Origin of the sequence: Streptomyces sp. 8N616 (genome assembly GCF_052246385.1) — a bacterium.
Lineage (GTDB): Bacteria > Actinomycetota > Actinomycetes > Streptomycetales > Streptomycetaceae > Streptomyces.
On sequence record NZ_JBQQBY010000001.1, the window covers coordinates 160,499 to 184,797 of the forward strand.

General features: G+C 71.8%; 19 protein-coding genes. 11 read left to right on the top strand and 8 right to left on the bottom strand.

Translation table 11 applies throughout. From position 1 onward, the window contains the following. Nucleotides 1-216 precede the first annotated feature (216 nt). The 3 genes from ACTWQC_RS00735 to ACTWQC_RS00745 all read right to left on the bottom strand — a co-directional run bounded on the left by ACTWQC_RS00735 (nucleotide 217) and on the right by ACTWQC_RS00745 (nucleotide 3,738). Nucleotides 217-837 (bottom strand): hypothetical protein, encoded by a 621-nt coding sequence (locus ACTWQC_RS00735; RefSeq protein WP_443313472.1) that lies wholly within the window; start codon nucleotides 835-837, stop codon nucleotides 217-219. 22 nt (nucleotides 838-859) lie between these two features. Beyond that, a complete protein-coding gene (locus tag ACTWQC_RS00740; protein WP_443313473.1) occupies nucleotides 860-1,333 on the bottom strand; it encodes a PaaI family thioesterase in 474 nt (157 codons plus the stop codon). Between the two features lie 65 nt (nucleotides 1,334-1,398). Next, a complete protein-coding gene (locus ACTWQC_RS00745) occupies nucleotides 1,399-3,738 on the bottom strand; it encodes an FdhF/YdeP family oxidoreductase (RefSeq protein ID WP_443313474.1) in 2,340 nt (779 codons plus the stop codon). Between the two features lie 243 nt (nucleotides 3,739-3,981). Here ACTWQC_RS00745 and polA point away from each other — a divergent pair, with 243 nt between their 5' ends. Then, the gene (gene polA, locus ACTWQC_RS00750; protein WP_443313475.1) at nucleotides 3,982-6,726 is read left to right on the top strand and encodes a DNA polymerase I; all 2,745 of its coding nucleotides are present in this window, start codon (nucleotides 3,982-3,984) and stop codon (nucleotides 6,724-6,726) included. Here polA and ACTWQC_RS00755 read toward each other — a convergent pair. Continuing rightward, nucleotides 6,723-7,553: a DUF4184 family protein gene (locus ACTWQC_RS00755; protein WP_443313476.1), complete on the bottom strand. Its 831-nt coding sequence runs from the start codon at nucleotides 7,551-7,553 to the stop codon at nucleotides 6,723-6,725. The genes polA and ACTWQC_RS00755 overlap by 4 nt on opposite strands. A 288-nt stretch (nucleotides 7,554-7,841) precedes the next feature. Between ACTWQC_RS00755 and ACTWQC_RS00760 the strand changes: the two genes are divergently transcribed. The 3 genes from ACTWQC_RS00760 to ACTWQC_RS00770 all read left to right on the top strand — a co-directional run bounded on the left by ACTWQC_RS00760 (nucleotide 7,842) and on the right by ACTWQC_RS00770 (nucleotide 10,932). Beyond that, a complete protein-coding gene (locus tag ACTWQC_RS00760; RefSeq protein ID WP_443313477.1) occupies nucleotides 7,842-9,569 on the top strand; it encodes a lytic transglycosylase domain-containing protein in 1,728 nt (575 codons plus the stop codon). A gap of 209 nt (nucleotides 9,570-9,778) precedes the next feature. Continuing rightward, complete coding sequence (locus ACTWQC_RS00765; RefSeq protein WP_443313478.1) at nucleotides 9,779-9,913, top strand: SPW_0924 family protein; 135 nt, start codon at nucleotides 9,779-9,781, stop codon at nucleotides 9,911-9,913. 17 nt (nucleotides 9,914-9,930) lie between these two features. Beyond that, on the top strand, nucleotides 9,931-10,932 hold the full coding sequence (locus ACTWQC_RS00770; protein ID WP_443313479.1) for a DUF3068 domain-containing protein: 1,002 nt from the start codon (nucleotides 9,931-9,933) through the stop codon (nucleotides 10,930-10,932). A gap of 41 nt (nucleotides 10,933-10,973) precedes the next feature. Here ACTWQC_RS00770 and ACTWQC_RS00775 read toward each other — a convergent pair whose 3' ends face one another. Together ACTWQC_RS00775 and ACTWQC_RS00780 are read right to left on the bottom strand one after the other, a co-directional pair. Then, entirely contained in the window at nucleotides 10,974-13,847 is a 2,874-nt protein-coding gene (locus ACTWQC_RS00775) for an ATP-dependent RNA helicase (RefSeq protein ID WP_443313480.1), read from the bottom strand. A gap of 66 nt (nucleotides 13,848-13,913) precedes the next feature. Beyond that, nucleotides 13,914-14,717 (bottom strand): class I SAM-dependent methyltransferase, encoded by an 804-nt coding sequence (locus ACTWQC_RS00780; protein ID WP_443313481.1) that lies wholly within the window; start codon nucleotides 14,715-14,717, stop codon nucleotides 13,914-13,916. 353 nt (nucleotides 14,718-15,070) lie between these two features. Here ACTWQC_RS00780 and rpsA point away from each other — a divergent pair, with 353 nt between their 5' ends. Next, a complete protein-coding gene (rpsA, locus tag ACTWQC_RS00785; protein WP_443313482.1) occupies nucleotides 15,071-16,570 on the top strand; it encodes a 30S ribosomal protein S1 in 1,500 nt (499 codons plus the stop codon). Nucleotides 16,571-16,707: 137 nt separating this feature from the next. On the opposite strand, the gene ACTWQC_RS00790 is transcribed toward rpsA, so the two are convergent. Next, complete coding sequence (locus ACTWQC_RS00790; protein ID WP_443313645.1) at nucleotides 16,708-17,712, bottom strand: right-handed parallel beta-helix repeat-containing protein; 1,005 nt, start codon at nucleotides 17,710-17,712, stop codon at nucleotides 16,708-16,710. 316 nt (nucleotides 17,713-18,028) lie between these two features. Here ACTWQC_RS00790 and ACTWQC_RS00795 point away from each other — a divergent pair, with 316 nt between their 5' ends. Together ACTWQC_RS00795 and coaE are read left to right on the top strand one after the other, a co-directional pair. Continuing rightward, complete coding sequence (locus ACTWQC_RS00795) at nucleotides 18,029-18,970, top strand: PAC2 family protein (RefSeq protein WP_443313483.1); 942 nt, start codon at nucleotides 18,029-18,031, stop codon at nucleotides 18,968-18,970. A gap of 37 nt (nucleotides 18,971-19,007) precedes the next feature. After that, complete coding sequence (gene coaE, locus ACTWQC_RS00800; RefSeq protein ID WP_443313484.1) at nucleotides 19,008-19,613, top strand: dephospho-CoA kinase; 606 nt, start codon at nucleotides 19,008-19,010, stop codon at nucleotides 19,611-19,613. A 6-nt stretch (nucleotides 19,614-19,619) separates the two neighbouring features. Here the strand turns inward: coaE and ACTWQC_RS00805 are convergent, their stop codons facing one another. Then, nucleotides 19,620-20,432: an alpha/beta fold hydrolase gene (locus ACTWQC_RS00805; protein WP_443313485.1), complete on the bottom strand. Its 813-nt coding sequence runs from the start codon at nucleotides 20,430-20,432 to the stop codon at nucleotides 19,620-19,622. A gap of 401 nt (nucleotides 20,433-20,833) precedes the next feature. Here ACTWQC_RS00805 and ACTWQC_RS00810 point away from each other — a divergent pair, with 401 nt between their 5' ends. From ACTWQC_RS00810 to gnd, 4 genes are all read left to right on the top strand, one after another. Further along, nucleotides 20,834-21,202 carry a tetratricopeptide repeat protein gene (locus ACTWQC_RS00810; RefSeq protein WP_443313486.1) on the top strand — a complete coding sequence of 123 codons (369 nt, stop codon included), beginning with the start codon at nucleotides 20,834-20,836 and terminating at the stop codon, nucleotides 21,200-21,202. 251 nt (nucleotides 21,203-21,453) lie between these two features. After that, nucleotides 21,454-22,221, top strand: coding sequence for a hypothetical protein (locus tag ACTWQC_RS00815; RefSeq protein WP_443313487.1), 768 nt, complete (start codon nucleotides 21,454-21,456; stop codon nucleotides 22,219-22,221). Then, a complete protein-coding gene (locus ACTWQC_RS00820) occupies nucleotides 22,188-23,177 on the top strand; it encodes a transketolase-like TK C-terminal-containing protein (RefSeq protein ID WP_443313488.1) in 990 nt (329 codons plus the stop codon). The genes ACTWQC_RS00815 and ACTWQC_RS00820 overlap by 34 nt, the downstream gene beginning before the upstream one ends. Nucleotides 23,178-23,179: 2 nt before the next feature. Then, a complete protein-coding gene (gene gnd / locus ACTWQC_RS00825) occupies nucleotides 23,180-24,208 on the top strand; it encodes a phosphogluconate dehydrogenase (NAD(+)-dependent, decarboxylating) (RefSeq protein WP_443313489.1) in 1,029 nt (342 codons plus the stop codon). Nucleotides 24,209-24,299 lie beyond the last annotated feature (91 nt).

Genomic DNA, 24,299 nt, shown 5'->3' on the forward strand with positions numbered 1-24,299 from the left:
CGGGAGAGAGAAACAGGACAGGTACGAGGTACCCGGCGCGGTGACTGGCGGTGACTCTAAGCGGGTCCGCTGGCCTGGGGCAGAGGTGGATCGATGATGTGACGCTCTTGTTATGACAATGGCCGCGTCGCGGTGTTGGTGTAGCTCAGCGCATCGGACATTCCAGACAAAACATGACGGACTGTCGAGTCCGGATATTAGAAATGTGCAGCTCCCCTACGACGTGGGCGAGCTCGGCGAGGGTCTCGCGTCGCAGATCGTTCGTAGGGAGCGGGAAAGATCATCCGCGTACGCCTCGCCGAGTATTTCGCTGACGTCCTGTATTGCGCGATCGTTACGCAGTGTTACGTCGAGGAAAGGCAGCCGCGCGTCGATGGGGACCCCGGAGCAGCGGAGAACCGTCATCCGGACGACGAGGCGGCGGGGGTGGCCGGAGCTGAGGGTGATGGGGAGGCGGGGGCTGACCGACAGCTCCAGGGTGTCGTAGCCCTGGTGGATCGCTTCGATCGTGACCGGTGTGCCCTTGGTCGCCTCGGCCCGCAGAGCGAAGGCGACGCTGCGGTCCGCCGGGTCGGGTGCCTCGGCGATACCGGCGTAGCCGATGTGCGAAGCCGCCCCCGGCCACGGCACGGGGGGCGGGGCGCCGGGGCGCGAGGCGAGCGCGTAGCCGCCGGCCGCGACGAGCAGGGCGGCTGCCAGGGCGGCACGCACGGCGAGGCGGGTGCGGTGGGGGAGCGCGGCCCACCGCTCGCTCAGCCTGGGGGCCTCGCCGCCTGCCTCGAGGAGCTCGGGCGCGGCCGGGTCCGGCTCCCCGTCGCGCTCCCCGTACGACGTCATCGCGGCCCCCCGGTCCGGTCGGTCAGACGGTGCCTGACGCGTTGTCGGCGTCGCGGAGCAGGCAGGTGAGACGGGCGGTGCAGACGCGCCGGTCCTGCTCGTCGGTGATCACGACCTCGTACGTGGCGGTGGAGCGGCCGCGGTGCACGGGTGTGGCGACCCCGGTCACCAGCCCTGAGCGGATGCCGCGGTGGTGGGTGCAGTTGAGGTCCACGCCGACCGCGATCTTGTGCGGACCGCAGTGCAGCATCGCGCCGACCGAGCCGAGGGTCTCGGCGAGCACGGCGGACGCGCCGCCGTGCAGCAGCCCGTACGGCTGGGTGTTGCCCTCGACGGGGAGCGTGCCGACGACGCGCTCGGGCGCTGCCTCGAGGATCTGCAGCCCCATACGGTTACCGAGGTGCCCGGCGGAGAACAGCGCGGGGAGATCGAGACCGAGGCCGTTCCACTTGTCGAGGATCTCCTGCGGGAACTTCGTGCTGCTCTGCTCACCCATGGGGTCCGGCTCCGATCGGTACTCTCCGCCACAACGCTGTGTTCGTTGCAGTGTGCACCGTCCTATCAGGTGCGTGCAGTGACGTCGGTCTCGGGGGCCCCGGCGTCCGTCCGCTCCAGCCGTACGACGAGGGACTTGCTCGCCGGCGTATTGCTGGTGTCCGCGGTGGCGTCCAGCGGCACGAGGACGTTCGTCTCCGGGTAGTACGCGGCGGCGCAGCCGCGGGCCGTCGGGTAGTGGACGACGCGGAAGCCGGGCGCGCGGCGCTCGCTGCCGTCCTCCCACTCGCTGACCAGGTCGCAGTACGAGCCGTCGGCGAGGCCCAGCGCGCGGGCGTCCTCGGGGTGGACGAGGACGACCCGGCGACCGTTCCTGATGCCGCGGTAGCGGTCGTCGAGCCCGTAGATCGTGGTGTTGTACTGGTCGTGCGAGCGCAGCGTCTGCAGCAGCAGGCGGCCCTCCGGCACCTTCGGGTACGTGACGGGCGCCGCCGTGAAGTTGGCCTTGCCCGTGGCGGTGGGGAAGCGGCGGTCGTCGCGGGGCGCGTGCGGGAGCGTGAAGCCGCCGGGCCGGTTCACCTTCGTCTCGAAGTCCTCGAAGCCGGGCACGACGCGGGAGATGCGGTCCCGTACGGTCGCGTAGTCGTATCCGGACTCCTCCCACGGGATGCGGCTGTTCTCGCCCAGGACCCGGCGGGCCAGCCGGCAGACGATGGCGGGCTCGGAGAGCAGATGGGGGCTCGCGGGCTCGAGGCCGCCGCGCGAGGCGTGCACCATGCCCATCGAGTCCTCGACGGTGACGAACTGCGCTCTGCTCGTCCCGCTCGGGGCGGCCTGGAGGTCGCGCTCGGTGCGGCCGAGGGTGGGGAGGATGAGGGCGCGCGCTCCGGTGACCACATGCGAGCGGTTGAGCTTGGTGGAGACGTGTACGGTCAGCCGGGCCCGGCGCACGGCCGCCTCGGTCACCTCGGTGTCGGGGGTGGCGGCGACGAAGTTCCCGCCCATGGCGAAGAAGACCTTCGCCGTGCCGTCGCGCAGGGCGCGGATGGACCGTACGACGTCGAGGCCGTGCTTGCGCGGGGGCGCGAAGCCGAACTCCTTCTCCAGGGCGTCGAGGAAGGCGGGCGCGGGCCGCTCGAAGATGCCCATCGTGCGGTCGCCCTGCACGTTGCTGTGCCCGCGCACCGGGCACACCCCGGCGCCGGGGCGGCCGATGTTCCCGCGCAGCAGAAGGAAGTTGACGACCTCCTTGATGGTGGGCACGGCGTGCTTGTGCTGGGTGAGACCCATCGCCCAGCAGACGACGATGCGCCGTGAGTCCAGGACCATGCGCAGGGTCCGGTCGATCGCGGCCCGGTCGAGGCCGGTGGCGCGCAGCGTCTGGTCCCAGTCCTGCGCGCGGGCCGCGGCCGCGAACTCCTCGAAGCCGTGGGTGTGCTCGGCGATGAACTCCTCGTCGAGCGCTCCGGGGGAACTGGACGACGCTTCGAGGATGAGGCGGTTCAGGGCGCGGAAGAGGGCCTGGTCGCCGCCGAGCCGGATCTGGAGGAAGAGGTCGGTGAGGGCGGTGCCGCCGCGGGCGAGTCCGCGCGGCGTCTGCGGGTTCTTGAACCGCTCCATGCCCGCCTCGGGCAGCGGGTTGACCGTGATGATGCGGGCGCCGCCCGCCTTGGCCTTTTCCAGGGCGGAGAGCATCCGCGGGTGGTTGGTGCCGGGGTTCTGCCCGGCGACGATGATCAGGTCGGCGCGGTAGAGGTCCTCGAGCAGCACGCTGCCCTTGCCGACCCCGAGCGTCTCGGTGAGCGCGGAACCCGAGGACTCGTGGCACATGTTGGAGCAGTCGGGGAGGTTGTTGGTGCCGAATTCGCGGGCGAAGAGCTGGTAGAGGAAGGCGGCCTCGTTGCTCGTACGCCCCGAGGTGTAGAAGATCGCCTCGTCCGGGGAGTCCAGCGCGTGCAGCTCCTCGGCGACGATGTCGAAGGCCCGCTCCCAGGGCACCGGCTCGTAATGGCCTGCGCCCTCCGCGAGGTACATCGGCTGGGTGATCCTGCCCTGCTGGCCCAGCCAGTAGCCGCTGCGGGCCGCGAGGTCGGACACGGGGTGCGCGGCGAAGAAGTCGGGGGTGACGCGGCGCAGCGTCGCCTCCTCGGCGACGGCCTTCGCGCCGTTCTCGCAGAACTCCGCGGCGTGGCGCTTGTCCGGCTCGGGCCAGGCGCAGCCGGGGCAGTCGAAGCCGTCCTTCTGGTTGACCTTGAGGAGGGTGAGCGCGGTGCGGCGGACGCCCATCTGCTGCTGGGCGATGCGCAGGCTGTGGCCGATGGCGGGGAGCCCGGCGGCGGCGTGTGCGGGAGGGGCGACCTCCGGTGCGTCCTGAATGGGATCCCCCGAGGGCGGCTTCCCTGCCATGTCACGACCTCCTCGATGCTCGCATCGATCCTGCCACGGGGCACCCGTTGTGGGCATGCGTTCCGCGGGGCGGAACGGGAGGGCACAACGGGGCCACCGGCGTGCAGCCGCGCACGAGACGGCAACCCCCGGCGGCGGATGGCGCTCCGTTGCCGAGTGCGGGTGCGGTGTGCCCACCCGTTCCGCCCCAGCGGAACGAATGCCCACACCGTGGTGTCAGTGATACGTGGCAGGATCGGGGGCGTGGCAGAGAACGCATCGAAGAAGACCGCACAGACCGCTCCCGCCGCCGGGCAGGCGGACCCGCTGGGGGAACGGCCCCGTCTGCTCCTGCTGGACGGACATTCCCTGGCGTACCGGGCATTCTTCGCACTGCCCGCAGAGAACTTCAGCACCACCACGGGTCAGACGACCAACGCGATCTACGGCTTCACGTCGATGCTGGCGAACACGCTGCGCGACGAGCAGCCCACGCATCTCGCGGTCGCCTTCGACGTCTCCCGCAAGACCTGGCGCTCTGAGGAGTTCGCCGAGTACAAGGCGAACCGCTCCAAGGCCCCGGACGAGTTCAAGGGCCAGGTCGAGCTGATCGGCGAGCTGCTCGACGCCATGAACGTCACCCGCTTCGCGATCGAGGGTTACGAGGCGGACGACGTGATCGCCACCCTCGCCACCCAGGCCGAGGCCCAGGGCTTCGAGGTGCTGATCGTCACGGGTGACCGCGACTCGTTCCAGCTGGTCAGCGACCATGTGACCGTTCTCTACCCGACCAAGGGCGTCTCCGAGCTGACCCGGTACACCCCGGAGAAGCTCAAGGAGAAGTACGGCCTCACCCCGCAGCAGTACCCGGACTTCGCGGCGCTGCGCGGCGACCCGTCCGACAACCTCCCCGGCATCCCGGGTGTCGGCGAGAAGACCGCCACGAAGTGGATCGGCCAGTTCGGCTCCTTCGCGGAGCTCGTGGAGCGGGTCGACGAGGTCAAGGGCAAGGTCGGCGACAAGCTCCGCGAGCACCTGGACTCCGTCAAGCTCAACCGGCAGCTGACGGAGCTGGTACGGGACGTGGAGCTGCCCGTCGGCCCGGACGCCCTCAAGCGCGCTCCGTACGACCGGCAGTCGCTCTCGGTGATCCTCGATGCGCTGGAGTTCCGCCACCAGAACTTCCGGGACCGGCTCATGGCCGCCGACCCCGGCGAGACGGTGGTCGAAGCCCCGCCGGCCGCGGGCGTCGCGGTGGACGGCGAGGTGCTCGGCGCGGGCGAGCTCGCCCCCTGGCTGGAGCGGCACGGCGCGGAGCCGCTCGGCGTGGCCACCGTCGACGCCTGGGCGCTGGGCAGCGGCAGCGTCAGCGAGATCGCGCTCGCGCTGGGCTCGGGGCCCGCGGTCTGGTTCGACCCGGCCGAGCTGGACGAGGCGGACGAGCGGGCCTTCGCCGCCTGGCTCGCCGACCAGGACCGGCCGAAGGTGATGCACAACGCCAAGGACCTGATGCGGGTCTTCGCCGAGCACGGCTGGACGGTCGCGGGCGTCACCATGGACACCGCCCTCGCCGCCTACCTCGTCAAGCCAGGCCGCCGCTCCTTCGCCCTGGACGCGCTCTCCGTCGAGTACCTGGGCCGCGAACTCGCCCCCGCCGCGGCCGAGAACGGCCAGCTGGCCTTCGGTGCGGACGACCAGGCGGAGAAGGACGCGCTGATGACCCAGGCTCGTACGGTCCTGGACCTGGGCGAGGCGTTCACCGGGCGGCTGGAGGAGGTCGGCGCGGCCGACCTGCTGCGCAATGTGGAGCTGCCGGTGTCCGCGATGCTGGCCCGGATGGAGCGGGCCGGGATCGCCGCGGACCGCGACTGGCTGGAGCGCATGGAGCAGCAGTTCGCCGGGGCTGTGCAGCAGGCCATAAAGGAGGCGCACGCCGCCGTCGGCCATGAGTTCAACCTCGGCTCGCCCAAGCAGCTCCAGGAGGTGCTCTTCGGCGAGCTGGGCCTGCCCAAGACCAAGAAGACCAAGACCGGTTACACCACGGACGCCGACGCGCTCGCCTGGCTGGCCGCCCAGACCGAGCACGACCTCCCCGTGATCATGCTGCGCCACCGCGAGCAGGCCCGGCTGCGGTCCACCGTCGAGGGCCTGATCAAGACGGTCGCGCCCGACGGCCGTATCCACACCACCTTCAACCAGACCGTGGCGGCGACCGGCCGGCTCTCCTCCACGGACCCGAACCTGCAGAACATCCCGGTGCGCACGGACGAGGGCCGGGCCATCCGGCGCGGCTTCGTCGTCGGCGAGGGCTTCGAGTCCCTGCTCACCGCCGACTACAGCCAGATCGAGCTGCGCGTCATGGCCCATCTCTCCGAGGACGAGGGCCTGATCGAGGCCTTCACCTCGGGCGAGGACCTGCACGACACGGTCGCCTCCCAGGTCTTCTCCGTGGCCAAGGCCGACGTCGACCCGGAGATGCGCCGCAAGATCAAGGCGATGTCGTACGGGCTGGCGTACGGCCTGTCGGCCTTCGGCCTCTCGCAGCAGCTGAACATCTCGCCCGACGAGGCGCGCGGGCTGATGGACACCTACTTCGAGCGGTTCGGCGGCGTCCGCGACTATCTGCGGCGGGTCGTCGACGAGGCGCGCGCCACCGGCTACACCGAGACCATCCTCGGCCGCCGCCGCTATCTCCCGGACCTCACCAGCGACAACCGGCAGCGCCGCGAGATGGCCGAGCGCATGGCCCTCAACGCCCCGATCCAGGGCACGGCCGCCGACATCGTGAAGATCGCGATGCTCCGCGTCGACGAGGCCCTGACGAGGGAGGGGCTGAGCTCGCGGATGCTGCTCCAGGTGCACGACGAGATCGTGCTGGAGGTGGCGCCCGGAGAACGCGCCAAGGTCGAGGAACTGGTGCGGCGCGAGATGAGCGGCGCGACCGAACTGCGGGCGCCGCTCGACGTGTCCGTCGGCTCGGGTGCGGACTGGGAGTCGGCCGCGCACTAGCCCCTGTCTGGTTGTGGGCATTCGTACCGCCCCGCGGAACGAATGCCCACAACAGGGCGCATCCGTACCGCCGCTGCGTAGAGCGGCAGGCTCAGGGCGAGGCCCGCGCCCGCGCCGAACATCACCGTGGGCACGTAATCGAGCAGCGAGGCGTCCTCGGCGATGGCCGTGATGGCCGCGTACGAGCGGACACAGCGGTGCACGACGCCCGCGAGGACGCCCAGCGCCAGCACCCCCGCCGCGAGCAGCCGTTCGCGCGACGTCAGGCCCGGTACGGCCGCCGGCGCCGGGGCGTCCGCCGGCAGCCCGCGCACCGCCCCGACGAGGAACGCGGCGATCACCAGCAGCGCGAGCGCAGAACCGCCGTACTGCGCGTACAGATAGAGCGGAAAGCCCGCCACCACCTCGCCCAGCACCGGCAGGATCCGCATCCCCCAGCGGTCCAGGTGCGTGAAGGCGTCCCACACGATGTGCGTCGCCGCCCCGAGCACGGCCGACACCCAGAACCAGAACACCAGCGGCGCGACCGGCCTGCCCCGCCACGACCGGCCGCGCGCCAGCGCGTACGCACGGCCCTGCCAGGCCCCCGGCAACAGCGCCACCAGCGGTTCGCGCAGCAGCAGCCAGCCCCCCACCAGCACCGCCGACACGAGTGTGTCCGCGGTGAGCACACCGGCGGGCGAGTGCGTGAAGTCCCCGTACAGCATCGCCCCGGGAAGGACCGTGTCGGCGAAGTACGTCATGTCGGGCGCGAACGAGCCCGCGACGAGTGCCGAGGCGACCAGCGGCCCGCGCCCCGTACCGTCACGTCGTATCCCTGGCAGCACAGCCGCAGCATGGCTGAGCGTGAACGGCATACGTTCCCCCCTGCGTTCCGTTCTCGATCGGTCTTGATCATCCTTGCCCAGTCTCGCCCAGTATGCGGGTGAGCGGGGTTCGCCACGCTGGGCACCCGCTCCGCGCCAACGTGGTGAAATCCTGGGCAGGGAACGGTGACTCAGGGCGCGAAGGTGCCGTAGTGTCACCAGCGTTCGCGCGCGGGGGAGTACGGGGCGGGCGCGGTGCACAGACCAAGGCGGGGCGGGACCCCCGCACGTACAGGGGAGGACGCACGTATGGCAGCGCAGTTCGGCCGGCGGCTGCGGAGGGGAGCGGCCACGACAGCCGTGGCGGCCCTCGCGATGGCGGCGCTCACCGCGTCCCAGGCACCCAGTCTGCTGAAGTCCGAGCGGCAGTCGACGAGTGATCCGTCGCCCGCCACCGACACCCCCATCGACGGCGGCTCTCCGTACTACACGGACCTGCCGCCGCTGAACACAGCGGACAAGCCCGGCACTTCCATAGATCTGCCCGGCGACGGCAAGGGCGCCGAGTCGGGCATACCGGCGACCGTTCTCGATGCGTACAAGAAGGCCGAGGCGGCGCTGGCCCAGAGCCACCCCGGCTGCCACCTGCCCTGGGAACTGCTCGCCGCCATCGGCAAGGTGGAGTCCGGGCAGGCGCGCGGCGGGCGCGTGGACGCCGAGGGCACCACCATCTCGCCGATCCTCGGCCCGCAGCTCAACGGCAAGGGCTTCGCCAACATCAGCGACACCGACGACGGCGCGTACGACGACGACACCGTGCACGACCGCGCTGTCGGCCCGATGCAGTTCATCCCGTCCACCTGGGCGAAGTGGAGCGCCGACGGCAATGGCGACGGAGACGAGAACCCCAACAACGTCTACGACGCGGCGCTGGCCGCGGGCCGTTACCTCTGCGCGAGCGGCCGCGATCTGTCGGTCGAGGCCGACCTCCACCGGGCGATCCTCGGCTACAACCACTCGCAGGAGTACCTGCGGACGGTCCTGTCGTGGTTCGAGTACTACAAGAAGGGCACGCACGAGGTGCCCGACGGCACGGGCGTGCTGCCCGCCGGAACCGGCCCCGGCGGAGACGGCGACGGCTCGAAGGGCGGGGGCAAGGGCACCGGAAAGGGCTCCCCGGGCTCGCCGTCCGGGGAAGGCGGCAAGAGCCCCTCCACGCAGCCCCCGAAGACGGGCGGTACGCCCACCCCGTCGCCCCGGCCAGGCGAACCGGGCGAGCCGGGCGAGCCGAGCGAGCCGGACCAGCCCACCCCCGCCGAATCCGTCACCGCCCTTGAGCGCGTCGGCGCGCAGGAGCTGACCGCCACGGCCGGAGGCGAGTTCGCCGACCTGCCCCGGGTGCGGGCGGAGAACGCGGCGGGCAAGCCGGTCGCCAAGGCGCGCGTGCAGTACGAGATCCGCGGCGAGACACAGGCGCGCTTCCCCGACAAGGCGACCCGCGTCACCGTCCTCACCGGCAGCGATGGCACTGCCATCGCTCCGAAGCTGCTCGCGGGCGAGAAGGCGGGCCAGTTCACCGTACGGGCCACGGTCGTGGGCCGCGGTCTGCCCGGCGTCGACTTCGCCGCCACCGTCACGTCCCGTCCTGCGCCCGACCCGCAGGCCGACGCGCTGGCCCGTACCAGCGACGAGGCGCTGAAGGCCGAGACCGGCAGCGAGTTCGCGGAGACGGTTGAGGTCAAGGCGACCTACAAGGGCGAGGCCGCCGCGGGCGTGCCGGTGACCGCGACCATGGTCACCTCCGACGACCCGGACCAGCCGGTGGAGAACGACAAGGGCCCGTACTTCACGGACGATGAGGGCAGGACGGTCCGTGCCCTCGAGGACCTCAAGACGGACTCCAGCGGCCTCCTGACGCTGCCGAAGATCTTCACCGATGGCAACGCGGGCACGTTCCACCTGCGGCTGACCACAGCGGACGGCGCGACGCTGACCATCGAGCTGACCGTTACGGAGCCGGCTGCCGCGGACCAGTAGCGCCCGGCCGGTCCCTCGCCCGTACCGTCCCCGCCGCACCGCTCGTCTGCCCCCACCGGCCCACCGGTCCACCGGCCGCCGGAGGGCAGGGGAGCGGTGCGACGTGTTCTCTTCTGCGCCCCCCGTTGCTACGGTGCCCAATCCGGGCGTCCTGACGCACCGTCAGGATGCCCGGAAGGCTTCTGCCCCCACACACCGGGAGGCCGACCATGCGCGCCCTCGCAGCCGCCGCCATCGGACTGGCCGCGGCCCTCGCGCTCGTCTTCACCATCACGGCGATCGGCGCGCCCAGCGGCCGGACCTCCCCGAAGCCGCTGCTGACCACCGTTCCCGAACACCCGTAGAGGGAGGGCACACTGCCATGCGCCGCACAGCGAGCCTGGTCCTGCTCGCCCTCGCCGTCCTCTGCACGGCCCTGTCGCCGCTCCTGCGCTGGTACGCCTTCCCGCGCCTCGCCAAGATCCCCCCGAACCAGTACCAGGAGATGGTCCTCGAGGCGAAGGACGCCACCCTCCTCGACTACGGCACGATGCGGCCGAAGACCGTCCCCAAGGTCACCATCGTGCAGACGCTGAAGGGCAACGTCGAGGCGTCCGAGAAGATCGAGCGGACCGCCGGCCGCGACGTCGTGGTCTGGGACGGCCTCTCGTACGTGGTGGGCCCGGACGGCAAGATGGTCTCCCGGATCCCCGAGCGCTACATCTTCGACGCCCACACCCAGGAGCCGGTCCACGCGGACGGCGAACACGTCGACGGCGACCGGGTCCGGCGCGAGGGCATCGAGTTCAAGTGGCCCTTCCTCACCGAGAAGCGCGACTACAACTACTTCGACGCCCAGGCGCGCATCTCCGCCCCCATCCACTACAAGGGCACCCAGAACTTCCGCGGCGTGGAGGTCTACTACTTCGAGCAGACCATCCCGTGGACCAAGGTCCCGATGCCGAAGAAGATGCCGGTCAAGGGCATCACGCCGGAGTCGGTCGCGAAGACGGGCACGACCCGCTGGTACACCACCAGGCGCATGTTCTGGATCGACCCCACCACGGGCGCACCGGTCAACGGGCAGGAGATCCACAAGGAAGAACTGCGCGGCGGCACTCTGCTCGGCGACCGCGACAAGGTCACGGCGTTCGCGGGGCATGTGAAGATGCGCGAGGACTACATCGACTACACGGCCGACCTCGTGAAGTCCCAGCGGCAGCTGGTCCTGCTGATGACGTCGCACCTGCCGTGGGGCTTCCTGGGGTTCGGGGCCGGCCTGCTCGCGCTCGCTCTGGTGCTGGAGGCGCGCAGCCGACGGCGCGGAGGCCCTGGCGCGGCGTCCGGGGAGCGCACGCCGGAGCCGGAACCGGTCAACGCCTGAACGCCTCAACGCCTGAACGTCGGACTTCCTGAACGCTTCGACTATCGCCGGGGGTTGGTACGCGCCTTGGTGTGGCGCGTCGGCTCGGCGGTGGCCGGGTCCTCCGGCCACGGGTGCTTGGGGTAGCGGCCGCGCAGCTCGGCCCGTACGGACCGGTATCCGTCGCGCCAGAAGGACGCGAGGTCGGCGGTGACCGCGGCGGGGCGCCCGGCGGGGGAGAGCAGATGGACGAGCAGCGGTACGCGCCCGCCCGCGATCCGCGGAGTCTCCTGCAGCCCGAACAGCTCCTGCAGCTTCACGGCCAGCACCGGCTGACCGCCGCCGTAGTCGATGCGTACGCGGGAACCGCTCGGCACCTCCAGCCGCTCGGGCGCCAGCTCGTCGAAGCGCGCCGCGTCACCGGTGGCCCACGGCAGCAGCCGGGCCAGAGCCTTGCCCCCGTCCACCCGCTCCAGATCACCGCGCTTCTGCGCGCGGTCCAGTTCACACCCGAGCCACTCGTCGGGGTGAGCGAGGAGCGCGGCATCCGACACGTCGGGCCACGGCTCGCCCAACTCCCGGTGCAGAAAGGCCAACCGCTGCCGCAGCTCCGCGGCCTCCCGCGGCCAGCGCAGCATCCCGAGCCCTTCGCGCCGCAGCCCGTCCAGCAGAGCGGCCCGCACCTGCGCCGGGTCGGGCGCGCCCAGCGGCCGTACGAGCAGTTCGATCGCGCCGAGCCGCTCCACTCGCCGCGCGACCACGTCGCGCCGCTCGGCCGACCAGACGACCTCCTCGCCGCCGGAGAGGAGCGGCGCGGCCGCGATCCGCGCGGTCTCCTCACCGACCACGGCGGCCAGCCGCACGCGCGCGGACGCGGCGGCCACGGGCCGGTCCGCGACGGCCACCGCCAGCCACTCCGCGTCCCCGAGCCGCGACCCGCCGGCCGTCTCGGCCCCGGTCCCGGAGGCCATGAGATACGCCCCGCCCCCGCGCCGCCGCGCCACCCGCTCGGGAAACGCGAGCGCGGCGAGCAGCCCCGCGGCGTCGTCTTCCGTCAACCGGCCGGTGGCGGTGTTCTGGCGGCGTGACCCCCCGCTGTCCGGCGGCGGCACCGCCCGTTCGACGCCGTTCCAACCTCCCGACCCGGGCTCGGAGGGCGCTCCGCCGGGCCCGGCAGTCCCGCCCAACGAGGACCCGCCCGCCGCCCCACGCGCGCGTGGCGCCCCGGCCTCCGTTGGGGCGTACGCGTCGTCGTCGGCGGGCGGCGTCGCGGAGGCGGAGGAGCTGGCGTCCTCACCACCCGCGGCGACGGGCGATGTGCGTTCCGCCCTGTCGCGAGCGGCCGAGCGCAGTGCCGACTCCAGGCGCCTGGCCTCCGCGCGCCAGCGGGCCGCGTACGGGTCGCCGCCGCGGCGGGCCGTGCGCCAGGCCGCGGCCAGGTCGTCGCCGTACTCGCGGGGCGGCTCCTCCGACAGCAGCGCGACCACCTCCGCCGCCCTGCGCGCGCCCACCTCGGGTGCGCCGTCCAGGAGGGCCCGGGCGAGCCGCGGGTGGACGCCCAGCCGGGACAGCTGGACGCCGCGCGCGGTCGCGCGCCCGTCCGCGTCCACGGCCCCGATCGCGCGCAGCACCTCGCCCGCCGCGGCCATCGCCCCGCCCGGCGGCGGGTCGAGCAGCGCGAGCCCCGAGGCGTCCGGCTCGCCCCAGCACGCCGCCTGCAGCGCGAAAGCGGTCAGGTCCGCGACCTTGATCTCCGGCGAAGGCCACCGCGGAAGCCGCGCGTCCTCCTCCTCGGCCCAGCAGCGGTAGACCGTGCCGGGCGCCTCGCGCCCCGCCCGGCCCGCGCGCTGCCGGGCCGCAGCCTGCGAGGCCCGTACGGTCGTCAGCGCGCTCAGCCCGCGCGCGTGGTCCGTGCGCGGCTCCCGGGCCAGACCCGCGTCCACGACGACCCGCACGCCCGGCACCGTCAGGCTCGACTCGGCCACCGCCGTCGCCAGCACGACACGCCGTACGCCCCCACCGCCCGCCAGCACCGCGTCCTGGACGTCCGCGGGGGCCCGCCCGTGCACCTGCAGCACCTCGGCGCCCGCCCCGCCCAGCCGCCCCGCCACGCGCGCGATCTCCCCGACGCCCGGCAGGAAGCACAGCACGTCGCCGACCCGCTCGCGCAGCGCCCGCCGCACGACGGCCGCGACGTGCTCCAGCAGGGCGGGGTCCACCCGCATGCCGTGCGGCGGGCGTACGGGACGTGGCGGCGGTGCCCACACCACCTCCACCGGGTGCGACACGCCCGGCGCCTCGACCACCGGCGAGCCCCCGTCACCGGCGCCTCCCGCACCCGCGCTCCCGTCCCCCGCGCCGTCGCCGAGGAGCCGGGCCCAGCCCGCCGCGTCCGTCGTCGCCGAGGCCGCGACGAGCCGCAAGTCGGGCCGCAGCGCCTCCCGTACGTCCAGCAGGAAGGCGGCCGCCGTGTCGGCGTCGAGGTGCCGCTCGTGGCACTCGTCGAGGACGACGACGTCGACCCCGGCCAGCTCCTGGTCGCGCTGCAACCGCTGCAGCAGCACGCCGGTCGTCACCACCTCGACGACCGTCCCGGGCCCGGCGCGCCGCTCGCCGCGCACGCTGAACCCGACGCTCCCCCAACCTTCGGCCGGGGGTGCCCCCATACCGACCTCCTCGCCCAGCAGCCACGCCATGCGCCGCGCGGCGGCCCGCGCCGCGATGCGCCGCGGCTCGGCGACCACCACGCGCCGTACGGGCCGCTCGCCCGCGGGCCCGTCGTCCAGCAGCCCCGCCAGAGCCAGCGGCACCAGCGTCGTCTTGCCCGTCCCGGGCGGCGCGCACAGCACAGCGGCGCCGCGCGCGTCCAGCGCCTCCTCCAGCGCGGGCAGCGCCGCCTTCACGGGCAGCTGCTCCAGCGCGTCCCTCCGTATCACCCGGCCAGTCTCCCAGCGCTGCGCAACGGGTCCCGCCCTCCCCGGCCGGAGGCCGGCCGAAGCGCCTCAGTCCCTGACGCACACGAAGATCGCCGTGCCCGGGATCAGATGCCCCCGCAGCGGGGACCAGCCGCCCCACTCCTGGTCGTTCCAGTCAGGCCACTCCGGCTCCACGAAGTCGATCAGCCGAAAACCGGCCGCCACCACGTCCCGTACCCGGTCGCCCACCGTCCGGTGGTGCTCCACGTACACCGCACGCCCCGACTCGTCCTGCTCGACGTACGGCGTCCTGTCGAAGTACGAGGCCGCCACCGACAGTCCCTCGGGGCCCGGCTCGTCCGGGAAGGCCCAGCGGATCGGGTGGGTCACCGAGAACACCCAGCGCCCGCCGGGCCGCAGCACCCGCCGTACCTCCCGCATCACCCGCACCGGGTCGGCGACGAACGGCAGCGCCCCGTACGCGGAACACGCCAGGTCGAAGGACCCGTCGGCGAAGGGCAGCGCGCCCGCGTCGGCCTGCACCAGCGGAACGTCATCGCCGATCCGCCGCGCGTGCTGCAACTGCCGGTGCGAGATGTCCAGGGCGACCGGCCTGGCGCCCTGGGCGGCCAGCCAGCGCGAGCACTGCGCCGCGCCGGCCCCGATCTCCAGGACGCCCCGTCCCTTGAGGTCCTCCGCCGGGCCGAGCAGCCCGGCCTGCTCCTCGTCGAGCCCCTCCGGGCCCCAGACGAAGCGGTCGTCTCCGAGGAACCCGCCGTGTTCCCGCTGGTATTCGTCCGCGTTGCGGTCCCACCAGCCCCGGTTCGCCCGGCTGCTCTCCGTGTCCCCCGCGCCACGCCGAGTGGCCCGGGCTTCGTCCTCTTGGCTCATCGCGCCTGTCGTCGTAATGTTCGCTCGAACCTGTAGCTGCTAAGAGCAGTGCGCAAAGCAGTGTGCGTTGTGTCGGGTATGGGGCTTGAGTTGGCTTATGCCCCTGGTGCGCTCTTCGCGCATTGACCATGCCCGGCTGCCCCCGTATGCTACAAGTTGCGCTGCGGGCCTGCGCACCTCAGACGTAGCAGGCTGCGCTCGCATCTGTTGTATGTCCCCTCGGTTGTCGAGGCGCATTTCCGACCCTGTGGAAGGATCGCGTCTCCTGGCTGTCCGGCTTCGGCGGTGCGATAACGGGCTCCCGGCGTGAGCAGTACCTACGACTCAATGTCCGTACCGGAGCCCTTTCCCACATGACGAGCAGCACCGAGACCCCCGCCACCCCGCAGGTAGCGGTCAACGACATCGGTAACGAGGATGCCTTCCTCGCCGCGATCGACGAGACGATCAAGTACTTCAACGACGGCGACATCGTCGACGGCGTCATCGTGAAGGTCGACCGGGACGAGGTCCTGCTCGACATCGGTTACAAGACCGAGGGGGTCATCCCCTCCCGCGAGCTCTCGATCAAGCACGACGTCGACCCGAACGAGGTCGTGGCCGTCGGCGACGAGATCGAGGCCCTTGTTCTCCAGAAGGAGGACAAGGAAGGCCGCCTCATCCTGTCCAAGAAGCGCGCTCAGTACGAGCGGGCCTGGGGCACGATCGAGAAGATCAAGGAAGAGGACGGCATCGTCACCGGTACCGTCATCGAGGTCGTCAAGGGTGGTCTCATCCTCGACATCGGCCTCCGCGGCTTCCTCCCCGCCTCCCTGGTCGAGATGCGCCGCGTCCGCGACCTGCAGCCCTACGTGGGCAAGGAGCTCGAGGCGAAGATCATCGAGCTGGACAAGAACCGCAACAACGTGGTTCTTTCCCGCCGCGCCTGGCTGGAGCAGACCCAGAGCGAGGTCCGCCAGACCTTCCTCACCACCCTCCAGAAGGGCCAGGTGCGCTCCGGCGTCGTCTCCTCCATCGTCAACTTCGGTGCCTTCGTGGACCTGGGCGGCGTCGACGGTCTCGTCCACGTCTCCGAGCTGTCCTGGAAGCACATCGACCACCCGTCCGAGGTCGTCGAGGTCGGCCAGGAGGTCACGGTCGAGGTCCTGGACGTCGACATGGACCGCGAGCGCGTCTCCCTGTCGCTGAAGGCGACCCAGGAGGACCCGTGGCAGCAGTTCGCCCGGACCCACCAGATCGGTCAGGTCGTCCCGGGTAAGGTCACCAAGCTCGTTCCGTTCGGTGCGTTCGTCCGCGTCGACGAGGGCATCGAGGGTCTGGTCCACATCTCCGAGCTGGCCGAGCGCCACGTGGAGATTCCGGAGCAGGTCGTCCAGGTCAACGACGAGATCTTCGTCAAGGTCATCGACATCGACCTCGAGCGCCGCCGCATCAGCCTCTCGCTGAAGCAGGCGAACGAGGCGTTCGGCGCCGAGCCTGCGGCCGTCGAGTTCGACCCGACCCTGTACGGCATGGCTGCCTCGTACGACGACCAGGGCAACTACATCTACCCCGAGGGCTTCGACCCGGAGGCCAACGACTGGCTGCCGGGCTACGAGAAGCAGCGGGAGGAGTGGGAGCGCCAGTACGCCGAGGCGCAGGCGCGCTTCGAGCAGCACCAGGCGCAGGTCATCAAGTCCCGCGAGGCCGACGAGCAGGCCGCGGCCGAGGCCGGTCAGGCCGCTCCGCAGGGCGGCGGCGGCCAGGGCGGCGGCGGCTCGTACTCCTCGGAGCCCCAGGACAACTCCGGCGCGCTCGCGTCGGACGAGGCCCTGGCCGCGCTCCGCGAGAAGCTGGCCGGCGGTCAGAGCTGACTGCTCGCCGCTAGCCAATAGCCGGTAACACAAGGCCCGCCCCTGCAGGGGGCGGGCCTTGTGTGTTCCGCGCACGCGGGGGTGCCTGGGTCAGGGATGGGGCGGGGTGGGTGGTAAATGTCCCGCCCGCGGGCCGGTCAGTCGTCGACCGGTACGCCCGGGTTGACCAGGCCGCGGCCGCCGGTGACCGTGTTGCTGCTGGTCACCGTCGTCTTGCAGGACGAGCTGTAGTTGAAGGCGTAGATCGCGTAGCGCCCGGAGCCCGTGGCTCCGGTCAGGTCGGAGCGGTTGCCGCGGAAGACCGTCCCGCAGCCCCACCCCTCCTGCTGCGTATGCACCTCGAAGCCGTTGTTGGTCGTGTTCCTGCCGGAGTTGTTCTCGACGACGTAGTCGTTGCCCTTCACGTCGATCCACGAGTCGTCGTAGTGGTTGCCGGTCAGTCCGCGGCCGTCGAACGTGTTGCCGGAGACGAGACCGCCCGTCGTGCCCTCCTTGAGGTCGATGGCCTCGCCGCCGACGTCGGGGCCGATCGTGTTGCCGAGGATCTGCACGTTGTCGCTCTTGTCGGAGAGCGTGTTGGCGGTGCCGACGTACACCCCCTCGCCCATGCCGCTGTCGTTGTTCCCCGTGTCGTAGATCGTCGAGTTCTTGATCAGGCCGTTCCTGCTGGACTTGCGGAAGTGCACGCCCTCCATGTCCAGGCCGTGGACGGTGACCGCGTCGATGACGACGTCGTTCGCGCCGTCCATCATGATCCCCTTCTGGCCGCCGGTGACGGTGATGCCCTTCACCGTCCAGTACGAGGCGCCGTTGAGGTGCAGCCCATAGCCGCCGCCCGCCGTGAGCACGGCTTTCGAGGAGCCGGTGATTGTGATGCGGGAGGACGCGCTGCCGGTGGCGGTGGTCTGGAAGTTGCCGTTGTACGTGCCGTCGGCGAGCTGGATGGTGTCGCCGGGCTTGGCGGCGGCGAGCGCGTCCTTGAGTTGAGCGGCCGTGGACACCGGGATGACGGCCGCGGGATTGGCCGCAGGACCGGAGGCGGGACCGGCCGCGGGGGCGGCCTGGGCGGCATCCGCGCATGTGCTGGTGGTCAGTAACGCCGTGCAGCCGAGCGCAGCGGCGAGTGGGGTGGTCAGCAGCATGCGGCGGCGCGTGCGCGTGGGGGAGCGCATGGCGGGTTCCTTCCTGCTTCATGTGGCGACGCGTCCGACACGTTTCTCTATGTGAACGACAGTCGCCAATCTGAACAACCTTGGTGGCTGGCGAAATTAGGCGCATTGCGCGAACACGTCAAGACCTGCGTCGATGCGTACCGCCGCTGGGGGAAATATGGGCGATACGCCGGAAGCTGACGGACCGTAACACCCCGTTGCCACGATGCGGCGGGCCCCCGACGCCGGGAATGCCTGTGCGCCCTCGGGCGTTGGGCGTTTATGAACACGAGGAGGCGCGGTTACGGTGCTTGATCCGCAGGATCTGTACGAGTGGGAGCCCAAGGGGCTCGCAGTGGCCGACATGGCGATCGCCCAGGACACGGCAGGGCTCGTCATGCTCTACCACTTCGACGGATACATCGACGCCGGAGACACCGGCGAGCAGGTCGTGGAACGGCTGCTCGACCAGCTGCCCCACGAGACGGTTGCACGCTTCGACGCGGACCGACTCGTCGACTACCGCGCCCGGCGTCCCCTGCTCACCTTCCAGCGCGACCGCTGGACCTCGTACGACATGCCCAGGCTGGACGTGAATCTGGTGCAGGATGCCACCGGCGCGCCCTTCCTGCTGCTGTCCGGACCCGAGCCGGACGTGGAGTGGGAGCGCTTCGCCGTCGCCGTGCGCCAGATCGTCGAGCGGCTGAGCGTCCGGCTGTCCGTGAGCTTTCACGGCATTCCCATGGGCGTTCCGCACACCCGCCCGGTCGGGCTCACCCCGCACGGCAACCGGCTCGACCTGATGCCCGGCCACCAGGGCTTCTTCGACGAGGCGCAGGTGCCCGGCAGCGCAGAGTCGCTCGTGGAGTTCCGGCTCGCCGAGGCGGGACACGATGTGCTGGGCGTCGCCGCGCACGTGCCGCACTACATCGCCCGCTCGCCGTACCCCGACGCCGCGCTGGCCGCGCTCGAGGCGATCACGGCGGCGACGGGACTGGTCGTGCCGGGCGTGGTGCACACGCTGCGCACGGCGGCGCACCGCACCCAGACCGAAATCGACCGGCAGGTCGGGGAGGGTGACGAGGAGCTGGTCTCGCTCGTGCAGGGCCTGGAGAACCAGTACGACGCGGTGGCCGGCGCCCAGAGCCGCGGCAACCTCGTCGCCGAGCCCGCGCAGCTGCCGTCGGCGGAGGAGCTGGGCCGGGAGTTCGAGCGCTTCCTCGCCGAGCGCGAGGGCGACGGGGACTGAGGGCGTCCGGCCCGGGTGGCTGAACTAGTCTGATCGCATGCTGAAGGTGGGCCTGACGGGCGGTATCGGCGCGGGCAAGAGCGAGGTGTCGCGGCTGCTCGCGTCGTACGGCGCGGTGATCGTCGACGCGGACAGGATCGCGCGGGAGGTCGTGGAGCCGGGGACGCCCGGCCTTGCGGCGGTTGTGGCCGAGTTCGGCCCGGAGATTCTCGCCCCGGACGGCACCCTGGACCGCCCCAGGCTCGGTACTGTCGTCTTCAACGACCCGGAGCGGCTGCGCGCGTTGAACGCGATTGTCCACCCGCTCGTCGGTGCCCGCTCGGCCGAGCTGGAGGCGTCGGCCGCGGGCGCTGACGCCGCCGTCGTCGTGCACGACGTCCCCCTGCTCACCGAGAACGACCTGGCCGGTCTTTACGACCTGGTGGTGGTCGTGGACGCATCCCCCGGGACCCAGCTCGACCGCCTGGTCGGGCTGCGCGGTATGGCGGAGTCCGAGGCTCGCTCCCGAATGGCTGCTCAGGCGACGCGCGAGCAGCGGCTGGCCGTCGCCGACCTGGTGATCGACAACGACGGTCCGCTGGAGGCGCTGGAGCCGCAGGTCAGGAAGGTCTGGGAGGAGTTGCGGGAGCGAGCGGGCGGGTGAGCCGGGTCAGCCCACGCACTGCGGCTTGAAGCCGGGGTCGGCCGGGCCCTCACGGTCCAGGGCGTTGATCACCCATCGGGCGACCACGGGGTCATTGGGGGACTGGTCGTGCTCGATCGGGTCCATCGGGCACGCGTCCTGCAGGGTGATGTTGGTGACCTGCTTTGTCGGTCCATCGAGGAAAGCGCTGGTGTACGGCGTGACGACCTCGTCGTACTTCGTCGTGATCACCGTGTAGTCCGGACCCGAAACGGTGTCGCCGCCCGCGTTGAGCTCGGTCAGGAACGGTGAGCCCGCCACCTGGTCCGCACATGCCGCGCAGACCGTGGCTCCGGTGACGGCCGCCAGGGGGTTGGTCGTGCCGTGGTTGGACGGAACGATGCCGACCAGGTCGTCGACCTTGTTCGCGCCGTGCAGGAACTTGAGGTAGTAGCGCGGCATCATGCCGCCCTGGCTGTGTCCGACGATGTCCGCTTTGTGCGCTCCGGTGGCGCTGAGCACGGCGTCCACGAAGGGCGCGAGCTCGCGGGCGGAGTCCGCCACGTGGTCGGTCGCGTCGTGCCCGTAGTTGAGCGCGAAGACGCAGAACCCGGCGTCGGCGAGCTTCGGCGACAGCATGCTCCAGTTCTTCGCCATGTTCTCGAATGTCCCATGGACGAGGACGACCGGGTCGGGGTGCTCGGCCGTCGGCTTGCACGACCAGTCGTTGGCGCCGGGCGGGGAGACGTCCACGGTGTCGCCGAGCGCGGGCGTGGCGAAGGCCGTCAGCGCGGTGATGACGGCCGAGGCGAGGAGCACGGCGAGAGAGCGGCGACGCATGGCACTTCCCTTCCAGGCACCGCCGGACCCGGGTCGGGCGACGGCGGTGGCGGCCTGCCGTTCCGGGCGGAACGGAAGGCCGGTGTGCCGTCGCCCGGAGGTCGTCCGAGGTCGTCCGAGGAAGATCCGCAGGTCGACGGCGTGTCGAACAGTGAAACGGAATGCTTACCTCCCCTTACTCGCGAGTCAAGAACCTGGACGGTGGGATGTGCGCCACACGGGAAAAGTCACCCCCCTGACTTGCCGCAGGTCTCATTCGATGTCGATGTCGATGTCGGTGCGGGTTGTCGGGTGGGTTGTCGTGTGCACGGCCGCCGTCCGGGGGAATGCCGTGCCGGACGGTGGTGTTGTCCGGACCGAGGGGCAGGATCCGCCGTCGTGTGTTGTGGAAGGAGGCCGCTGTGCCCGAGCGCACCCCCGAGACGCATGTCATCGACTTCCGCGCCGCGGAGCATCTGCTGGCCGCGCGCGACCCGCGTGGCGCGATCAAGCTGCTCGACTCGGTGATCGAAGCCCACCCGGGGAGCAGAGCGGCACGCCTGCTGCGAGCGCGCGCGTACTTCATGGCGGCCCAACTCCGCTCGGCGGAGGCCGAGTTCCAGCACATCGTGGACCGCGAGCCGGACAACGCGTTCGCCCACTTCGCGCTGGGCCGTACGCTGCAGCGCGCCAACCGCCCCGGCGAGGCCATCCGCCACTTCCGCCTGGCCGCGGCGCTGGATCCGCGCCCGGACTACGTCGAGGCGGCCCGCTTCGGCGAGAGCGCCTGAGACCACTGAGATCACTGACACCACTGAGACCACGGACGCCCGGCTTCCCGAGAGGGAGCCGGGCGTCCGCTTCAGCATGCTTAGGGGCGCCCGGAGGTACGTCAGGACGCACAGCGGATCCGGTCGGCGCGGCGACTTCACCCAGCGAGGGTGAAGTCTCCCGCCGCGGCCTCGGCGCAGGCTGATCGGGAGCAGGCTCGCGCCGGCGAGCCCGCGCGGCCGCACGCGCCCTCGCGATCGGGGAGGTGCCCATGACGCCCATGACGCCCGGGACGCCCATGGCGCCCCGTGCCATGACGCCCAGAGCCGTGGCGCACGACCTGGACACGCTGTCGGTGAACACCATCCGCGGCCTGTGCATGGACGCCATCCAGAAGGCCGACTCCGGGCACCCCGGTACGCCGATGGGGATCGCCCCCGTCGCGTACACGCTGTGGCAGCGGTTCCTGCGCTTCGACCCCGCCGATCCGATCTGGCCGAACCGCGACCGCTTCGTGCTCTCCGAAGGCCACGCCTCCGCCCTCCTCTGGTCGCTGCTGCACCTGACCGGGGTACGCGCCGTGAACCCCGACTACGAGGTGCTGGGCCGCCCCGCGGTCGGTCTCGAGGACCTGAAGTCGTTCCGCCGGCTCGACTCGCACTGCCCGGGCCACCCCGAGTACCGCTGGACCAGCGGCGTCGAGACCACCACGGGCCCGCTCGGACAAGGCGTCGCCACATCGGCCGGCATGGCGATGGCGGGCCGGTGGCTCGCGGCGCGGTTCAACCGGGACGGCTTCCCGACATCCCCGACGGCGTACGCGAGCACTTCGACGCGGGGATCGGCGCCCGCGGCGCTGAACTCCGTACGGACTGGGAGCAGCGCTTCGAGGGCTACCGCAGCGCCCATCCCGATCTCGCCGACGCGCTGGAGCGCATCCAGCGGCGGGAGCTCCCCGACGGCTGGCAGAGCGCGCTTCCCACCTTCCCCGCCGACCCGAAGGGCATGGCGACCCGCGAATCCTCGGGCCGGGTGCTGAACGCCCTTGCCCAGGCGGTGCCGTGGCTCCTCGGCGGCTCCGCGGACCTGGCGCCCTCGACCAAGACCCACCTCGCGTTCGAGGGCGCCGGCGACTTCCAGCCCGCCGACCGGTCCGGGCGCAACCTGCACCTGGGCATACGGGAGCACGCGGCCGCGGCGGTGGCGAACGGCATGGCGCTGACGAAACTCCGGCCGTACTGGTCGGGGTTCCTGATCTTCTCCGACTACGCCAAGGCGGCCATCCGTCTCTCCGCGCTGATGGAGATCCCGACCGTGCACATCTTCACCCACGACTCCATCGGCGTCGGCGAGGACGGCCCCACCCACCAGCCCGTGGAGCAACTCGCGGGGCTCCGGGCCATGCCGGGGCTGCTCGTCTTCCGGCCCGCCGACGCGGGCGAGGTCGTCGAGACCTGGCGCGTGGTCGCCGCACTCCGCCACGAGCCGGCCGCGCTCATCCTCTCCCGCCAGGCCCTCCCCACGCTCGACCGGTCGCAGCTCGCCCCCGCCTCGGGAGTCGCGCGGGGTGCCTACGTCCTGGCCGACGCCCCCGCGGGCGGGCCCGGGCTCCGGGTGATCCTGCTCGCGACCGGCTCCGAGGTGGCGCCGGCGCTCACCGCGCGCGAGGAGCTCGCCGCCGACGGCATCGGCGCGCGCGTGGTGAGCATGCCGTGCTGGGAGCTGTTCGACCGCCAGCCGCGCTCGTACCGCGACGAAGTGCTGCCGCCCGGTGTGAAGGCCAGGGTTGCGATCGAGCAGGCGTCGACCTTCGGCTGGGACCGGTACGTGGGCGACGGCGGCGCCGTCATCGGCATGCACACCTACGGAGCCTCCGCGCCGCTGAAGCAGCTGCTGTCGAGGTTCGGGTTCACCCCCGAGCGCGTGTCCGCGGTCGCCCGTGAGCGCGTGGCGGCCGCGGAGGCGCAACCGCCGCCCCACCGAACGGAGGGCTGACCATGACCACTGACTCGCCCATGCAACTCGGCATGATCGGGCTCGGCCGGATGGGCTCCAACCTCGTACGACGCCTCATGCGGGACGGCCACCGCTGCGTCGTCCACGACCTCGACCGGAGCGCCGTGCGGGAGTTGGCTGGCGAGGGCACCGCCGCCTCCTCGCTCCAGGACCTCGTGGCGAAGCTGGAGAAGCCCAGGACCGCCTGGCTGATGCTGCCCGCCGGGGCCGTACAGCCCACGCTCGACCAGCTGACCGGCCTGCTCGAGCCGGGCGACACCGTCGTCGGCGGCGGCAACTCGTACTACCGGGACGACATGGCCCGCGCCGGGCAGCCGGCCCGGCACCGCATCCACTACGTCGACTGCGGCACGTCGGGCGGCGTCTGGGGCCGGGAGCGCGGCTACTGCCTGATGATCGGCGGCGAGGACGAGCCGGTCGCGAGGCTGGACCCGCTCTTCCGCACGATCGCGCCGGGCGCCGCGAGCGCCGAGCCCACACCCGGCAGGACCCGGACCGGCGGGACCGCGCCCGAGGGCTATCTGCACTGCGGCCCGAGCGGAGCGGGCCACTTCGTGAAGATGGTCCACAACGGTGTCGAGTACGGGATGATGGCCGCCATCGCGGAGGGGCTCAGCGTCATCGAGCACGCCGACACAGGGCTGCGCCGCCGTAGGGCCGACGCCGAGACCGCCCCGCTCCGCGAGCCCGAGGCGTACCAGTACGAGATCGACGTGGCGGAAGTCGCGGAGGTCTGGCGCCGCGGCTCGGTCGTCGGCTCCTGGCTCGTCGACCTGATCGCCGACGCGCTGGCCCGCTCGCCGCACCTCGACTCGTTCACCGGGCGCGTCTCGGATTCGGGGGAGGGGCGGTGGACGGTGCTCGCGGCGGTCGACGAGAGCGTGCCCGCCCCCGTCATCAGCGCCGCGCTGACCGAGCGCTACGAGTCGCGGGGCCTGGGCGAGTTCGGCGACAAGGTGCTGTCCGCGATGCGCGGCGAATTCGGCGGCCATGCCGAGAAGGCGGCGTGAACCGTGGCCCGCCAGCCCTCGGCCCGCCAGTCCGTGTCACGCCGGCCCGCGTCCCCCCGGTCCGCGTCCCGCCCGTCCCGGCGGCGCAGCC

What these genes read in the sequence shown, in the direction of transcription:
- ACTWQC_RS00815 (WP_443313487.1), top strand. Translation starts at nt 21,454, where the DNA reads ATGACGCCCATGACGCCCGGGACGCCCATGGCGCCCCGTGCCATGACG.
- ACTWQC_RS00745 (WP_443313474.1), bottom strand. Translation starts at nt 3,738, where the DNA reads ATGGCAGGGAAGCCGCCCTCGGGGGATCCCATTCAGGACGCACCGGAG.
- ACTWQC_RS00760 (WP_443313477.1), top strand. Translation starts at nt 7,842, where the DNA reads ATGGCAGCGCAGTTCGGCCGGCGGCTGCGGAGGGGAGCGGCCACGACA.
- ACTWQC_RS00790 (WP_443313645.1), bottom strand. Translation starts at nt 17,712, where the DNA reads ATGCTGCTGACCACCCCACTCGCCGCTGCGCTCGGCTGCACGGCGTTA.
- rpsA (WP_443313482.1), top strand. Translation starts at nt 15,071, where the DNA reads ATGACGAGCAGCACCGAGACCCCCGCCACCCCGCAGGTAGCGGTCAAC.
- gnd (WP_443313489.1), top strand. Translation starts at nt 23,180, where the DNA reads ATGACCACTGACTCGCCCATGCAACTCGGCATGATCGGGCTCGGCCGG.
- ACTWQC_RS00820 (WP_443313488.1), top strand. Translation starts at nt 22,188, where the DNA reads ATGGCGACCCGCGAATCCTCGGGCCGGGTGCTGAACGCCCTTGCCCAG.
- ACTWQC_RS00805 (WP_443313485.1), bottom strand. Translation starts at nt 20,432, where the DNA reads ATGCGTCGCCGCTCTCTCGCCGTGCTCCTCGCCTCGGCCGTCATCACC.
- ACTWQC_RS00780 (WP_443313481.1), bottom strand. Translation starts at nt 14,717, where the DNA reads ATGAGCCAAGAGGACGAAGCCCGGGCCACTCGGCGTGGCGCGGGGGAC.
- ACTWQC_RS00770 (WP_443313479.1), top strand. Translation starts at nt 9,931, where the DNA reads ATGCGCCGCACAGCGAGCCTGGTCCTGCTCGCCCTCGCCGTCCTCTGC.
- ACTWQC_RS00740 (WP_443313473.1), bottom strand. Translation starts at nt 1,333, where the DNA reads ATGGGTGAGCAGAGCAGCACGAAGTTCCCGCAGGAGATCCTCGACAAG.
- ACTWQC_RS00765 (WP_443313478.1), top strand. Translation starts at nt 9,779, where the DNA reads ATGCGCGCCCTCGCAGCCGCCGCCATCGGACTGGCCGCGGCCCTCGCG.
- coaE (WP_443313484.1), top strand. Translation starts at nt 19,008, where the DNA reads ATGCTGAAGGTGGGCCTGACGGGCGGTATCGGCGCGGGCAAGAGCGAG.
- ACTWQC_RS00735 (WP_443313472.1), bottom strand. Translation starts at nt 837, where the DNA reads ATGACGTCGTACGGGGAGCGCGACGGGGAGCCGGACCCGGCCGCGCCC.